This window comes from Stenotrophomonas sp. YJH_SMC_120, from assembly GCF_059368675.1.
The window spans coordinates 1-14,189 of record NZ_JCAFRY010000003.1 but is presented as its reverse complement, the minus strand read 5'-3'; the positions used below and the strand labels follow the sequence as shown (position 1 = coordinate 14,189).

At 68.0% G+C, this 14,189-nt stretch carries 12 protein-coding genes and 1 rRNA gene; 6 read left to right on the top strand and 7 right to left on the bottom strand.

What is annotated here, in order from left to right; translation table 11 throughout:
- Positions 1 to 45: 45 nt before the first annotated feature.
- Complete coding sequence (glyS, locus tag AC5P60_RS06140) at positions 46 to 2,121, bottom strand: glycine--tRNA ligase subunit beta (RefSeq protein WP_483693429.1); 2,076 nt, start codon at positions 2,119 to 2,121, stop codon at positions 46 to 48.
- Positions 2,122 to 2,208: 87 nt separating this feature from the next.
- Positions 2,209 to 3,120 (bottom strand): glycine--tRNA ligase subunit alpha, encoded by a 912-nt coding sequence (glyQ, locus tag AC5P60_RS06135; protein WP_033835361.1) that lies wholly within the window; start codon positions 3,118 to 3,120, stop codon positions 2,209 to 2,211.
- An 83-nt stretch (positions 3,121 to 3,203) separates the two neighbouring features.
- Here glyQ and AC5P60_RS06130 point away from each other — a divergent pair, with 83 nt between their 5' ends.
- Genes AC5P60_RS06130 through AC5P60_RS06120 form a run of 3 tightly spaced genes read left to right on the top strand, consistent with a single transcriptional unit; the run spans position 3,204 to position 6,719 of the window.
- Entirely contained in the window at positions 3,204 to 5,039 is a 1,836-nt protein-coding gene (locus AC5P60_RS06130; RefSeq protein ID WP_483693430.1) for a GspE/PulE family protein, read from the top strand.
- Positions 5,011 to 5,757 carry a glutamine amidotransferase gene (locus tag AC5P60_RS06125; protein ID WP_012481650.1) on the top strand — a complete coding sequence of 249 codons (747 nt, stop codon included), beginning with the start codon at positions 5,011 to 5,013 and terminating at the stop codon, positions 5,755 to 5,757. Before AC5P60_RS06130 ends, AC5P60_RS06125 begins: the two co-directional genes overlap by 29 nt.
- A 50-nt stretch (positions 5,758 to 5,807) precedes the next feature.
- Entirely contained in the window at positions 5,808 to 6,719 is a 912-nt protein-coding gene (locus AC5P60_RS06120; protein WP_005411674.1) for a BPSS1780 family membrane protein, read from the top strand.
- Between the two features lie 107 nt (positions 6,720 to 6,826).
- Here AC5P60_RS06120 and tatC read toward each other — a convergent pair whose 3' ends face one another.
- From tatC to AC5P60_RS06100, 4 genes are all read right to left on the bottom strand, one after another.
- Entirely contained in the window at positions 6,827 to 7,576 is a 750-nt protein-coding gene (tatC, locus tag AC5P60_RS06115) for a twin-arginine translocase subunit TatC (protein ID WP_005411675.1), read from the bottom strand.
- Positions 7,573 to 8,034, bottom strand: coding sequence for a Sec-independent protein translocase protein TatB (tatB, locus tag AC5P60_RS06110; protein WP_049403615.1), 462 nt, complete (start codon positions 8,032 to 8,034; stop codon positions 7,573 to 7,575). The genes tatC and tatB overlap by 4 nt, the downstream gene beginning before the upstream one ends.
- 15 nt (positions 8,035 to 8,049) lie before the next feature.
- A complete protein-coding gene (gene tatA / locus AC5P60_RS06105) occupies positions 8,050 to 8,277 on the bottom strand; it encodes a Sec-independent protein translocase subunit TatA (RefSeq protein ID WP_005420453.1) in 228 nt (75 codons plus the stop codon).
- A 75-nt stretch (positions 8,278 to 8,352) separates the two neighbouring features.
- Positions 8,353 to 9,246, bottom strand: a complete 894-nt coding sequence (locus tag AC5P60_RS06100; RefSeq protein ID WP_005411678.1) for a lipid-binding SYLF domain-containing protein — start codon at positions 9,244 to 9,246, stop codon at positions 8,353 to 8,355.
- Positions 9,247 to 9,411: 165 nt separating this feature from the next.
- Between AC5P60_RS06100 and hemH the strand changes: the two genes are divergently transcribed.
- From hemH to AC5P60_RS06085, 3 genes are all read left to right on the top strand, one after another.
- Entirely contained in the window at positions 9,412 to 10,374 is a 963-nt protein-coding gene (gene hemH / locus AC5P60_RS06095) for a ferrochelatase (RefSeq protein ID WP_111188159.1), read from the top strand.
- The gene (locus tag AC5P60_RS06090) at positions 10,371 to 11,225 is read left to right on the top strand and encodes an alpha/beta fold hydrolase (protein WP_033835365.1); all 855 of its coding nucleotides are present in this window, start codon (positions 10,371 to 10,373) and stop codon (positions 11,223 to 11,225) included. The genes hemH and AC5P60_RS06090 overlap by 4 nt, the downstream gene beginning before the upstream one ends.
- 290 nt (positions 11,226 to 11,515) lie before the next feature.
- Positions 11,516 to 13,621, top strand: coding sequence for a methyl-accepting chemotaxis protein (locus AC5P60_RS06085; RefSeq protein WP_184014061.1), 2,106 nt, complete (start codon positions 11,516 to 11,518; stop codon positions 13,619 to 13,621).
- Between the two features lie 479 nt (positions 13,622 to 14,100).
- Here AC5P60_RS06085 and rrf read toward each other — a convergent pair.
- Positions 14,101 to 14,189 (bottom strand): 5S ribosomal RNA (gene rrf / locus AC5P60_RS06080); the annotation flags it as partial.

The window sequence follows — 14,189 nt, the reverse complement described above, 5'->3', positions numbered from 1 at the left end:
CGCGGTGGCAATGCCGGCCAGCGGCCGGCACTACCGATACGGGCATCAGCTCGACAGATGCTCGATCGCTGCCACCTTGCCCAGGCGCTCGCCCAGCATCGTCAGCAGCGCCAGGCGGTTGCCACGCAGCGCCGGATCTTCCGCATTGACCATCACGCCATCGAAGAACGCGTCGACCTGCGGGCGCAGGCGAGCCAGGCGCGCCAGCACCGCCACGTAATCCTTCTGATGCAGGCTGGCGCCGGTGTCGTCGATGGCCGCGGTGACCGCTTCAGCCAGCGCGCGCTCGGCGTCTTCCTGCAGCAGCGCCGGGTCGATCTGGGCCGGAATGTCGCCTTCAGCCTTGCGGAGGATGTTGCGGATGCGCTTGTTGGCCGCAGCCAGCGCCTCGGCTTCCGGCAGCGCGGCGAAGGTGCCGATCGCGTCCAGGCGGCGGTCGAAGTCATACAGCGAGACAGGCTTCAGTTCGGCCACCGCATTGAAGTGCGTGGCTGGCACGTTCTTGTCGCCGTAGTAACCCTTCAGGCGGTCGAGGATAAAGTCGTACAGCTCGCCAACGTCGGCCTGCACGTTGCGTGCGGCCAGGCCGGCGTTGGCGCTGGCCAGCAGCGCGCGCAGGTCCAGCTCGAAGCCGCTTTCGATGATCGTGCGGGCCAGGCCCAGCGCGTTGCGGCGCAGGGCGAACGGGTCCTTGTTGCCGGTCGGCTTCAGGCCTGCGGCGAAGCCACCGGCCAGCGTGTCGACGCGCTCGGCAATGGCCAGCACCTTGCCCAGCGGCGACAGCGCGATGTCATCACCACCGAAGCGCGGCTGGTAGGCCTCGTCGATGGCCAGCGCCACCTCGGCCGATTCGCCACCGGCCACGGCGTAGTGGCGGCCGGCGATGCCCTGCAGCTCCGGGAACTCGTTGACCATCCGCGACTGCAGGTCGTTCTTGGCCAGTTCGGCAGCCCGCCTGGCCTGCGCGGCATCGGCGCCAACCTGGGGTGCGATCACTTCGGCCAATGCAGCCACGCGCGCCACCTTGTCGGCCACGCTGCCCAGCTTGGCCTGGTAGGTCACCGTCTTCAGCCCCTCACCCATCGACACCAGGCCCTGCTTCAGGTCCTCGTCGAAGAAGAACTTGGCATCGGCGAAACGCGGACGGATCACCCGCTCGTAGCCCTTGGCCACTTCGGCCACGTTCTTCGATTCGATGTTGGCGATGCCGATGAACTTCTCGGTCAGCGTGCCTGCGGCATCCAGCACCGGGAAGAACTTCTGGTTGATCTCCATCGTCTCGATCAGCGCTTCCTGCGGCACCGCCAGGAACGCGGGCTCGAAGCTGCACAGCACCGCCGACGGCCATTCGACCAGGTTCACCACCTGCTCCAGGTTGTCGTCGGTGATGCGGGCGCTGCCACCGGCCTTGGCCGCAGCGGCCTCGACCTCGGCGACGATGCGCGCGCGGCGCTCGCTCGGGTCGACCAGCACGAACGCGGCGCGCAGCGCTTCAACGTAGTCCTGCGGCTGCGCCAGCGACACCGCCTGGTCATGGTGGAAGCGATGGCCACGGCTGACGCGGCCGGCCTGCAGGCCGAACAGTTCGGCCTCGACCACGTTGGCGCCGTGCAGCAGCACCAGCCAGTGCACCGGGCGCGCGAAGCCCCAGGCGTGGTCGCCCCAGCGCATCGGCTTGGGAATCGGCATCGCCGCGATCGCCTCGTGCAGGATCTCCGGCAGCAGGCTGGCGGTGCTCGCGCCCGGGGTCACCGCGCGGTGCACGAAGCGCTCACCCTTGTTGTCGGTGGTCTTCTCCAGCGCGGTCCAGTCGATCCCGGCCTTGGCGGCGAAGCCCTGCAACGCCTTGGTCGGCTGGCCTTCGGCGTCCAGCGCGATGTTCAGGTACGGGCCCAGCACTTCGCTGTGCTGCTCCGGCTGTTCCAGGCCGACGCCCGGCAGCAGCACGGCCAGTCGGCGCGGGGTCGACAGCGGGCGCGCATCGTCCAGTTCCAGCGCGACGCCGCGCTTGCGCAGGCCTTCGACGACACCGTCGAAGAACGCCTGGGCCAGGCCCGGCAGCGCCTTGACCGGCAGTTCCTCGGTGCCCAGTTCGATCAGCAGGGGGGACAGTTGGCTCATCGGTTCGATCCTGTGGTGGGGGCGCAGCGCGCAACGCGTCCGGCGCCCCGGGTAGTTGATGAAAAGCGGGTCGGTGCGGGAGGACCGTCAGGCCTTCTTCGCGCCCGGGAAGCCCAGCTTCTCGCGCTGCTCGTAGTACGCCCTGGCCACCGCCTGGGCCAGCGCGCGCACGCGCAGGATGTAGCGCTGGCGCTCGGTCACGCTGATCGCACGGCGCGCATCCAGCAGGTTGAAGGTGTGGCTGGCCTTCATCACCTGCTCGTAGGCCGGCAGCGGCAGGTTCACTTCCACCAGCTTCTGCGCCTCACGCTCGCAGGCGTCGAAACGGTGGAACATTTCTTCCACGTCGGCGTATTCGAAGTTGTAGGTGCTCTGCTCCACCTCGTTCTGGTGGTAGACGTCACCGTAGGTCACCGGCTGGCCGTCCGGACCGTAGGTCCAGACCAGGTCGTAGACGTTGTCGCAGTTCTGCAGGTACATGCACAGGCGTTCGAGACCGTAGGTGATCTCGCCCAGCACCGGGCGGCATTCCAGGCCACCGGCCTGCTGGAAGTAGGTGAACTGGGTCACTTCCATGCCGTTGAGCCAGACTTCCCAGCCCAGGCCCCACGCGCCCAGCGTCGGCGATTCCCAGTTGTCCTCGACGAAGCGCAGGTCGTGCACCAGCGGATCGATGCCCAGTGCCTTCAGCGAATCCAGGTACAGCTGCTGGATGTTGTCCGGCGCCGGCTTCATCGCCACCTGGTACTGGTAGTAGCGCTGCAGGCGGTTCGGGTTCTCACCGTAACGGCCATCGGTCGGGCGCCGCGACGGCTGCACGTAGGCCGCATTCCAGCCTTCCGGACCGATCGCACGCAGGAAGGTGGCCGGGTGGAAGGTACCGGCGCCCACCTCCAGGTCGAGCGGCTGGATGAGCACGCAGCCCTGCTGGGCCCAGAACTGGTTCAGGGTCTGGATCAGGCCCTGGAAGGTGATCGGAACGGTCGGGGTCGCGGACATGCGTACGAGTCTTGGCCGGCAAGGGGGTGCGCTAGTATAACGGCCGACCTGCGGGGCATTCCGTACCCGGGAGGAGCAGGCAGATGGAACATCGGCTGCCGGCAGGCACGCCCGGCGAGGCGGACGGCGTCCCACTGCCCTGGGGACGGCTGCATTTCGAGCAGATTGCCTCGGCCCTGACCGCCGATGGGCTGGTGGCCGAGCATGACCGCGAGCGCATGCGGTTTTCCGCACAGGGCGCGCGCAACGCCAGTGAAGTGCATCCGCTGGTACTGCTGTCCAACCTCAAGCTGGCCGCCACCGGCGGCGGCGAACTGACCCTGGAACGCCTGACCGAGTGGCTGGCGCAGCGCACCGGCAGCCGTTACCTGCGCATCGACCCGACCCGGGTGGACGTCGCTGCGGTGACCGCGCTGGTGTCGCATGCCTACGCCCGCCGCCATCGCTTCCTGCCACTGGCGGTGGATGCCGAGCGCGTGCTGGTAGCCACCAGCGAGCCGCTGGTGCAGGAATGGCGTCGTGACCTGCAGCACCTGACCCGCCGCCGCATCGAGCTGGCGGTGGTCAACCCGCTGGACCTGCACCGCTACACCATGGAGTTCTACGGGGTGACCCGCTCGGTGCGCGGCGCCCGTGGCGATGTGCGCGGCGAGGCCAGCACCACCTTGCCCAGCTTCGAGCAGCTGGTGGAGCTGGGCCGCACCGGCGACGTCAATGCCGACGACCAGCACATCGTGCACATCGTCGACTGGCTGCTGCAGTACGCCTACGAACAGCGCGCCTCGGACATCCACCTGGAGCCGCGCCGCGAGATGGGGCGCATGCGCTTCCGCATCGACGGCGTGCTGCACAAGGTGTTCGAAATACCGCCAGCGGTGATGACCGCCGTGGTCAGCCGCATCAAGGTGCTGGGCCGCATGGACCTGGCCGAGCGCCGGCGCCCGCAGGATGGCCGCATCAAGACCCGCTCGCCGGGTGGCCGCGAGGTCGAGATGCGCCTGTCGACCATGCCCACCGCCTTCGGCGAGAAGTGCGTGATGCGCATCTTCGACCCGGATGCCGCGTTCAAGAGCATCGACCAGCTCGGTTTCAGCCCGCAGGAGGCCGCCGGCTGGAATGCGCTGGTCGAGCGCCCGCACGGCATCGTGCTGGTCACCGGCCCGACCGGCTCGGGCAAGACCACCACCCTGTATTCCACGCTGAAGCGGCTGGCCACGCCGGACGTGAACGTGTGCACGGTGGAGGATCCGATCGAGATGATCGCGCCCGAGTTCAACCAGATGCAGGTGCAGGCCAACATCGACCTGGACTTCGCCAGCGGCGTGCGCACCCTGCTGCGGCAGGACCCGGACATCATCATGATCGGCGAGATCCGCGACCTGGAGACCGCACAGATGGCGGTGCAGGCCTCGCTGACCGGCCACCTGGTGCTGTCCACCCTGCATACCAACGACGCGCCCTCGGCGGTCACCCGCCTGCTCGACCTGGGCGTGCCGCATTACCTGCTGGCCAGCACCCTCAACGGCATCCTCGCCCAGCGCCTGGTGCGCACGCTGTGCCCGCACTGCAAGCAGCCGCACAGCCTCGGCGCGGCCGATTGGGCGGTGCTGGCTGATAGCCATGCTGCATATCCAGATGCCGCCACGCCCTGTCGGCCGGTCGGTTGCCTGGAATGCCGGCGCACCGGATTCCTCGGCCGCATCGGCCTGTATGAGTTGCTGCCATTGGGTTCGCGGCTGCGCGGGCAGATCCGCGCCGACATGGACCTGGCCGGTTTCACCCGTGCCGCGCGGGCTGAAGGGCTGCGAACCCTGCGCCAGGCCGGGCTTGAAAAGGTGGCGCAGGGGCTGACTACAATCGAGGAAGTCCTGTCAGTGCTGCCGCCCCCGGATGAACCCAGCCCCGTTCCTGATCCTTGAAACCGGCCGACCGGTGCCGTCATTGCGCCGCTACGGGCGCTTTCCGCACTGGATCCGCGTCGCCGCCGGGCTGGAAGAACACGAGACGGTGGTGGTCGATGTCGAGCACGGTGGCGCCCTGCCCGACCCTCATGCCTTCGCCGGCGTGCTGGTGACCGGCTCGGCCGCCTTCGTCACCGACCATGCCGACTGGAGCGAGCGCAGCGCCGCGTGGCTGCGCCAGACCGCCCACGACGACCTGCCGGTATTCGGCATCTGCTACGGCCACCAGCTGCTGGCACATGCGCTGGGTGGCGAGGTGGCCTACAACCCGGCCGGCCGCGAGTCCGGCACGATCGAACTGGAACTGCAGCCGCAGGCCGCGCAGGACCCGCTGTTCCAGGGCCTGCCGCAGCACTTTGCCGCCCATGCCACCCATCTGCAGACCGTGCTGCGCGCGCCCGATGGTGCCGAGGTGCTGGCCCGTTCACCGCTGGATGGCTGCCATGCCTTCCGCTGGGGCCGCCAGGCCTGGGGCGTGCAGTTCCATCCGGAGTTCGCCACCCACCACATGCGTGGCTACGTGCGTGCCCGCGCCGACTGCATCGGCCGCCACGGCGGCTGCGCCCGCAGCATCGAGCGCGCGGTCAGCGCCGCGCCGCTGGCCCGCCAGCTGTTGCGGCGCTTCGTCCGCCAGGCACGGCTGTCTTCAGCCCAGCCGGTGGCAAAACAGGGATAATCGGCGGCACGGGCAGCCGCCCGGCCCCCTCCTGTCCTTCCCGGATGTCCATGAAAGAGATTCGCAAGCTGCCGGCTTCGGCGGGCGCCCAGTGGTTGCTGGATACGTTCTCCCTGTACCGGCGTGCGCCGCTGCAGCTGGCCCGGATCGGCCTGACCTGGCTGCTAGTGAGCTGGGTGGTCACCTTGTTGTCGACGCTGATTCCCGGCGCCGCCGGCATGGCCGTGCAGCTTATGACGCTGGCCATTTCACCGATCATGTTCGGCGGCATGCTGTATGCCGTGGGCGAGATCGATGAAGGCCGCCCGGGCCTGGCCTCGCACCTGCTGCAGCCGATCCGCGACCACCGCGTCAGCCACCTGCTGGTGCCGCTGGCGATCCAGGTGCTGGCGGTGCTGCTGCTGGGCGCGCTGCTGTTCCTGATGATCGGCCGCGAGGGCTTCACCGCCTTCAGCGAGGTCATGACCAAGATGGAAGAGATCAGCCGCAGTGGCCAGCAGATCAAGCCGGACGATGCCGCCGCGCTGGTTGCCAACCTGCCGGCCAAGCGCATCGCGCTGTGGATGCTGCTGGTGTTCCTGAGTGCGGTCGCGCTGTCGCTGGCGATGTTCACCCAGCCGGCGCTGGTGGTGTTCGACAAGCAGAGCGGCATGCACGCGTTGCGCCTGAGCCTGCAGGGCTGCATCGAGAACATCGGCGCGATGATCGTGTTCGCCGCACTCGGCCTGATCGCCGCGTTCTGCATGTACATCCTGTTCGTGATCGTGATCCAGATCGCGATGCTGATCGGCGGCCCGCTGGCCGCCGCCTTCATCGCCCAGCTGGTACTGACCACGGTGCTGATGCCGCTGTATGTCGGCGCGGTCTACGCCGCGTGGAAGCAGATGTTCGTGCACCGCGGCAGCCGCGCGGCGCCGCCGATCCCGACCACGCCGACCTCCAGCGACGTGTTCCACGCCTGACCAGAACGCAGGTAGATCCACGCCATGCGTGGATAGAAAAGGGGACGGAGGGGATTAAGTCGTTTTTGCCTTTAACGACTTAATCCCCTCCGTCCCCTTTTTGTCTTTCAGGCGGCGGGCTTCTTCACTACCGACGACGGCACCAGCCAGCGCGCGGCGTGGATGCCCAGCTCGTACAGCAGGCACATCGGAATCGCCAGCATCAGCTGCGACACCACGTCCGGCGGGGTCAGCACCGCCGCCAGCACGAAGATGCCGACGATCGCGTAGCCGCGGCCTTCCTTGAACTGCTGCGGCGTCACCCAGCCCAGCAGCACCAGGATCACCATCGCCACCGGCAGTTCGAAACTGCCACCAAAGGCGAAGAAGATCGCCAGCACGAAGTCCAGATAGGCATTCGCATCCGGTGTGATTGCGATCACGTCCGGGCTGAAGGTGGTGAGGAAGTGGAACACCGCCGGCAGCACCAGGAAATACGCAAAGGCGCAACCGGTGTAGAACAGCAGCACCGATGACACCAGCAGCGGCACCGCCAGGCGCTTCTCGCGTGCATACAGACCGGGCGCGACGAACGCCCACAGCTGGTACAGCAGCCACGGTACCGCCACGAACAACGCGACGAAGAAGGTCAGCTTCAGCGGTGCGAAGAAGGCACCGGCCGGGTTGGTGGCGATCATCGTCTGCCCGTTCGGCAGCTGCGAAACCAGCGGTTCGGCCAGCGCGTTGTAGAGCTTCTGGGTGAACGGCAGCAGCGCCAGCAGCACCACGCCCAGGCCCAGCAATGCGCGCACCAGCCGGCCGCGCAGTTCCACCAGGTGTTCTACCAGCGAGCTCTCGCCGAAATCCTGTTCACTCATGGCTGGCGCTCCGGGCTCTGCGCCGGCGGCGGCGTACCAGCTTCAGCGGGCGCGGCCGAAACCGGCTCGGCGGCACCACCGTCCTGCGCTGGTTCAACGGCATCGGGCGCGGCGCTCATGTGCGGCGGCAGATCCGCGGGCGCCGGTGCACGGACTTGCTGCACCAGGTCATCGCCCTGCTGCTGCGCCTGCTGGGCTTCGCGACGGATCGCTTCACCGCTGGCGCGCAGCTGGTTCTCGGCGTCCTGCATGCCCTGGCGCACGTCCTGCATTTGCCGCTTGATGTCCTCGGCCTGCAGTTCGCGCTCCAGTTCCTGTTTCACCGAATCCCATTGATTGCGGGCGCGACGCACCCACAGGCCGGCGAAGCGGGCCGCCTTGGGCAGGCGCTCGGGACCGAGCACCACCAGGGCGACCACTGCAATCACCAGCAGTTCGCTGAAGCCGATATCGAACACCGCAACCGCTCCGGATCAGCGAGCGTTACGGTCGTGCTCGTCCTGCGCGGTGCGCGAGGCGTCCTGGCTGCGCGACTCATCGCCCAGCTGCGCGTTCGGCTTGTCCTCGTCGCGCATGCCCTTCTTGAATTCCTTGACCGCCGAACCGAGGTCCTTGGCGCCGCTGGTCAGGCGCTTGGTGCCGAAAACCAGCAGGACGATGGCCAGCACGACCAACCAATGCCAGATGCTGAAACTGCCCATAAAGACGCTCGTTACGTTAGTGATCAGGCTGTCGAGCATAGCGCACCGGCTGTCAGCCGGCGCGCGTGACGAAAGTCAGTTTCCGCCCAGCGTTTCCGTACGGATCTCGCCGTCATTCACCGGCTGGAAGCCCTGCTGCTGCGGCGGCGGGGTCTGCGGCACGTTCTGCAGCGGCGCGGTGGTGGCCTCAGCCGGCGCAGCCGGTGCTGCCTGAACAGGCGCCGGGGCAGCTGCCGGGGCGGCAGCCGGGCGCGGCGCGCTGCCGCCGTTGCCGCTGCGGTTGTTGCGCGCCGCGTAGGTGGCCTCTTCCAGGCGATCGCGGAAGGCGACCACATCCATCGACGGCGAACCGGCGGCGCGGCCTTCGAAGATCATCCGCGGCGTGGTGTTGCTGCCGTAGGCGTCCAGATTGGCGGCATCGTCGATCTGCAGCACCGCGCCATCCAGCGCGACGCCGGCAAACAGGCCGCGGGCGCGCGACCAGGACCAGATCTCGGCCTTCAGCTGGCCGTCGGTGGCCGCGGCGGCGTTGCGGCCCACCGGACCGGCGGCGACGCCAGCGTCGGCACCCAGCGTGAACTTGCCGTTGACCAGGTTGTCCAAGCTGCGGTCGTTGCGGAACACCAGCACCACATCGGAGGACTGCACGCCGGCCTGGAAGCCGATGCTGCCGCCGGTGAGCTTCACGAACACCGGGTTGGACCAGGCGCCGTTGGGCATGCGCACCGACATCAGGCCGTGGCCACGACGGCCGCCAATGACCAGACCGGCCTTGATCGTGTCGGGAATGACGATGACCGCGCGGCCTTCGTCCAGCAATTTATCCGGAATGCCCTGTTCAGGGATTTCCTGGATTTCAGCCAGCACGCGCACGGCATTGCGCGCACGCTGGTCTTCCTGCGGCCCGGCCATGGCCTGGCTGGACAGCAGGCTGGCGGCGATCAGCAGGGCTTGGATCGGGCGACGCATGGCAGGCTCCAGAAGTCAGTCCATAGGAAGATATAGCAAGTGACTGAAATTAGTAGCGTTGTCATGAATCCCCAATGAGCGTTCCCTGCTCACATTGATGCGCGCTATGCCTGCAATCCGAACCCTGCATCCCGGCGCGACACCGGATCGGCGACAATACCGCCCATGCTCGACGCACCCGATACCGCCGTGCTGGCGGTCAACCTAGGCACGCCCGAGACGCCGACGGCCCCCGCCGTACGCCGTTACCTGGCTGAATTCCTGTCCGACCGCCGCGTGGTCGCGATCCCGCCACTGCTGTGGCAGCCGCTGCTGCGCGGACTGATCCTGCCCCTGCGCAGCAGTCGTTCGGCGGCCAAGTACGCCCAGGTCTGGCTGCCCGACGGCTCACCGCTGATGGTGCATACGCGCCAGCTGGCGCAGGCGATGCAGGCCCTGTTGCCGACCCTGACAGTGCGCCATGCGATGCGTTACGGCGAACCGGCGCTGGCCAGCGAGCTCGACCGCCTGGCAGCCGACGGTGCGCGCCGCATCGTGGTGCTGCCGCTGTATCCGCAGTACTCCACCACCACCACTGCCTCGGTTGAAGACCGCGTCGATGCCTGGCGGCGCCGCAATCCTGGCGTGACCGTCAGCCTGGTGCGCGACTATTCGGTCGATCCGGGCTGGGTCGAGGCCGTGGCCGGCTCGATCCGCCGCTACTGGGAACAGCACGGTCGCGGCCAGACACTGATGTTCTCCTTCCATGGCATCCCGCAGCGCCTGGCCGATGCCGGCGATCCGTATCCGCAGCGCTGCGAGGCCAGCGCACAGGCCATCGCCAAGGCGCTGGAACTGGGCAGGGACGAGTGGCAGATGGGTTACCAGTCGCGTTTCGGCCGCGAGCGCTGGCTGCAGCCATATGCCGAGCCCAGCCTGTGGGCGCTGGCCGAATCCGGCGTGAAGCAGATCGACGTGGTGTGCCCCGGCTTCGCCACCGATTGCCTGGAGACGCTGGAAGAGGTCGCCATGGGCTTCACCGAAACACTGGCCGAGCGCGGCGCGACGATGCGCTACATCCCCTGCCTCAACGCCGAACCGGAGCACGCACGCGCGCTTGCGCGGCTGGCCGTGGCCTCGCTGGCATGAGTCTGCAACCGTTTGAACTGGAGGTCGGTGGCGCGCGCGTCGCCGGCCTGCGCAACCACGGCGATGGCCCGCGCGTGCTGGCCCTGCACGGCTGGCTCGACAACGCGGCCAGCTTCGTGCCGCTGGCGCCGCACCTGTCGTCGCTGCAGCTGGTTGCCATCGACCTGCCCGGTCATGGCCACAGTGCACATCTGCCGGCCGGTGCCAGCTACACCACGGCCGCCGCGATCTGCCACGTGCTTGACGTCGCCGATGCACTGGGCTGGGACCGCTTCAACCTGCTCGGCCATTCGATGGGCGCCGGCATCGCCAGCCTCACCGCCTCGGTCAGTGACCGCGTCGAGCGCCTGGTGGCGATCGAAGCACTCGGTGGCCTGCGTGGCCCCGAAGAGGACACCGCGCATCGCCTGCGCGAACACGTGAACGCGACGCGGGCGCTGGCACGCAAGCAGCTGCGCGTGTTCCCCGACCTCGCCGCGCCGATCCGCGCACGGATGATGACCAACCAGCTCAGCGAGCACTGTGCACGGCTGCTGGTCGAGCGCGGCGTGGAACCGGTCGAGGGTGGCTACCGCTGGTGCAGCGATCCGCGCCTGATGCTGCCCACTGCGATCCGTCTCAGCGAAGGCCAGATCGACAACCTGCTGCAGGCCATCGCCTGCCCGACGCAGGTGATCTATGCCACGCCAGCGCAGTCCTACTACCCCGAGCCGATGCGCAGCGATCGCCTGCAGCACCTGCGCGATGGGCGGTTGGCGGTGTTTCCCGGCAACCATCACCTGCACATGGAAGATCCAAAACAGATCGCAGGCGTGATCCTGCGCTTCTTCAGCAACGACAACGCGGGCTGAGCAAAGGTATCCGCGCGCTTCACTCTGCGCGTCTGCGGCCGATACATCAGTTGCGGTCCCCTGCGTCCGCAGCACGCAGGTCCGGTCGGGCCTGCGGCGTGTGTCTGGTTCTGCAAGGAAGTCCGCATGCCTGCTCCATTGCACCGTCACCCACAGGATGTGGCCGCGGTGTCCCGTCTCCGCGTCGCTGATCGCGTCGCATTCCCCGAATTCCCGGCTCGCGCCCTGGTCACGCACTCCTGCGTGCGCCGCGGCGTGGCCGTTGTCGTCTGCTGATCCAGGAGTCGCCGATGTCCGTTGCATCCTCCCGTCCCCCCGATACCGCCCGTCTGCCGCACCTGCAGCAGCTCGCGCACCGCGCTGACCGCCGCCTGCTGATCGGCAGCGCGGTACTGGCCTTGGCTGGCCTGGCGCTGGCCCTGCGCGGCCCGCAGGTGCAGGCTGCCGCGTTGGCGGCCGTCGCCGTGCTGCCAGCCGCGTGGTTGGGCGGGGCCCAGGCGGGCCGGGCCGTCGCCCGCAACGGTCTGGCGTTGCTGTTGTCGCTGCAGCTGGCTGTGTTGTGCGCGATCATCAGCCTGTCACCGGCATTGCCGATTGCCCTGCTGCTGGGCGTGCTGCTGGGCCATCGCGATCGCCTTCCGGTGTGGCTGGCCGGTGGCGTCGGTACCCTCGCCCTGCTGGCACCGCTACAGGGCGGTGCCGCGCTGTGGCCGACGCTGCTGCAGGCCGGCATGCTCGCGGGCCTGACCCTGTTCCTCGGCCAGGTCGCACTGCGCCTTCGGCAGCAGACCGAGGCCCTCGGCCACGGCCCGCGTCGGCTTGCCGCGCTCGCACGCGATATCGCCACCGGTGCCGATCTTGGCGCGCATGCCGATACCGGCGCCTATGCGCCGGGTTCACTGGCCCATGCCCTGGCCGACACTGCACGCCACGTGCAGGCCCAGCGTGGGCGCGAAGCCGCGTCACATGCCGAGAACGCGCAGATCCGCCAGGCCCTCGATGCCTCGCGCACCGCGATGATGATCGCCGACAACGACCATGTGATCCGCTACGTGAACCGCTCGGTGGTGGCACTGCTGCGCAACCAGCAGGCGACGTTGCGACAGGCCTTCCCCGATTTCGACGCCGAGCGCCTGGTCGGCAGCAGCATCCATCGTTTCCACGCCAACCCGGACCGCATCCGCGCGATCCTCAACGGCCTGCAGGTAGCGCACAACGGCAAGGTGCAGATCGGCCCGGTGCACTTCGCGCAGGTGGTCACACCGGTGTTCGACGCGCAGGGCGTGCGCCTGGGCTTCGCCGTGGAATGGCATGACCGCACCCATGAGCTCGCGCTGGAGAATGCCGTGGCCGGCATCGTCGCAGCGGCAGCGGCCGGTGACCTCGACCAGCGCCTGCAGGCCACTGAAGGCGCCAGCTTCCTCGATGGCCTGACCGGTGGCATCAACCAGCTGCTCGATACGCTCGGCAGCACCGTCAACGAAGTGCGGCAGATGCTCTCGGCACTGGCCAACGGCGATCTGGATCGGCGCATGCACGGCGAGTATCACGGCGCCTTCGCTGCCATCCAACGCGATGCCAATGCCACGGCCGGGCAGTTGGCACGCATGGTCGGCCGCATCCAGGAATGTGCGGCGTCGATCAGTACCGCCGCCAGCGAGATTGCGGCCGGCAACGGCGCATTGTCCGAGCGCAGCGAGCGCCAGGCCGCGCACCTGCAGGAGACCGCAGCATCGATGGAGGAACTGACCGCCACCGTGCGCCAGAACGCCGCCCATGCGCGTGAGGCCAGTGCGTTGGCGGCCTCCACGCAGAACGCTGCCAGTGACGGCAACACGGCCATGCAGCGGGTGGTGGATACCATGCAGGCCATCGAAGGTGCCTCGAAGCGGATCGGCGACATCACCGGCGTCATCGACGGCATTGCCTTCCAGACCAATATCCTGGCCTTGAACGCAGCGGTGGAGGCGGCACGCGCCGGCGAGCAGGGCCGAGGCTTTGCCGTGGTGGCCAGCGAGGTGCGCGTGCTGGCGCAGCGTTCGGCGGCGGCCGCACAGGAGATCAAGAAGCTGATCGACGAAGCGGGCCGGCAGGTGGGCGAAGGTGCCCAGCTGGTGGCCGATGCCGGCCAGCGCATGCAGGGAATCGTCGGCGGCGTGGAGGATGTCAGCCACCTGATGCGCGAGATATCCGCGGCGTCGCAGGAGCAGTCGATCGGTATCGAGCAGATCAACCAGACAGTGGTGCAGATGGATCAGGCCACGCAGCAGAATGCGGCGCTGGTGGAAGAAGCCACCGCTGCCGCACGCGAGCTGCAGAACCAGGCCGGCACATTGACCGAAGCAGTCTCGGTATTCCGCCAGCAGGAACCGCTCGAGGTCTCGCGGGTCGCCTGATCCGGACCTTCCATTCGAGTTTGATCAGGACGGCGCCCGCAGGGCGCCGTCTTTTTATGCGTGACCTGCCCCTGGTAGTGCCGGCCGCTGGCCGGCAACCGATTGCTGTGTGGGCCTGCTGTTGGTAGCGGCCAACCTTGGTTGGCACCGCTGCTCGTCGCAGGGGGTATCCACGCATGGCGTGGATCTACCGGGCGATGTAATGCCATCGGGTTGCCGGCCAGCGGCCGGCACTACCCGGTGTTTACCGCGCACAAAGTTGCCGGCTGCTGCCCGGCAATCGATTGCTGTGCGGGCCTGCTGTTGGTAGCGGCCAACCTTGGTTGGCGCCTTGGCTCCTCGCAGAGGGCATCCACGCATGGCGTGGATCTACCGGGTGATGTAATGCCATCGGGTGCCGGCCAGCGGCCGGCACTACCCGCATTTACTGCGCACAAAGAAAAACCCCGCTGCGTGAGCAGCGGGGTTTTGGGTGTAAACCCTGGCGATGACCTACTCTCGCATGGCTTGAGCCACACTACCATCGGCGCAGCTGCGTTTCACTTCCGAGTTCGGGATGGGATCGGGT

Bases quoted from the DNA above. Each gene is read 5' to 3' on its own strand.
- glyQ (WP_033835361.1), bottom strand. From the start codon at position 3,120: ATGTCCGCGACCCCGACCGTTCCGATCACCTTCCAGGGCCTGATCCAG.
- AC5P60_RS06120 (WP_005411674.1), top strand. From the start codon at position 5,808: ATGAAAGAGATTCGCAAGCTGCCGGCTTCGGCGGGCGCCCAGTGGTTG.
- AC5P60_RS06100 (WP_005411678.1), bottom strand. From the start codon at position 9,246: ATGCGTCGCCCGATCCAAGCCCTGCTGATCGCCGCCAGCCTGCTGTCC.
- tatA (WP_005420453.1), bottom strand. From the start codon at position 8,277: ATGGGCAGTTTCAGCATCTGGCATTGGTTGGTCGTGCTGGCCATCGTC.
- AC5P60_RS06085 (WP_184014061.1), top strand. From the start codon at position 11,516: ATGTCCGTTGCATCCTCCCGTCCCCCCGATACCGCCCGTCTGCCGCAC.
- AC5P60_RS06125 (WP_012481650.1), top strand. From the start codon at position 5,011: ATGAACCCAGCCCCGTTCCTGATCCTTGAAACCGGCCGACCGGTGCCG.
- AC5P60_RS06090 (WP_033835365.1), top strand. From the start codon at position 10,371: ATGAGTCTGCAACCGTTTGAACTGGAGGTCGGTGGCGCGCGCGTCGCC.
- tatC (WP_005411675.1), bottom strand. From the start codon at position 7,576: ATGAGTGAACAGGATTTCGGCGAGAGCTCGCTGGTAGAACACCTGGTG.
- AC5P60_RS06130 (WP_483693430.1), top strand. From the start codon at position 3,204: ATGGAACATCGGCTGCCGGCAGGCACGCCCGGCGAGGCGGACGGCGTC.
- glyS (WP_483693429.1), bottom strand. From the start codon at position 2,121: ATGAGCCAACTGTCCCCCCTGCTGATCGAACTGGGCACCGAGGAACTG.
- hemH (WP_111188159.1), top strand. From the start codon at position 9,412: ATGCTCGACGCACCCGATACCGCCGTGCTGGCGGTCAACCTAGGCACG.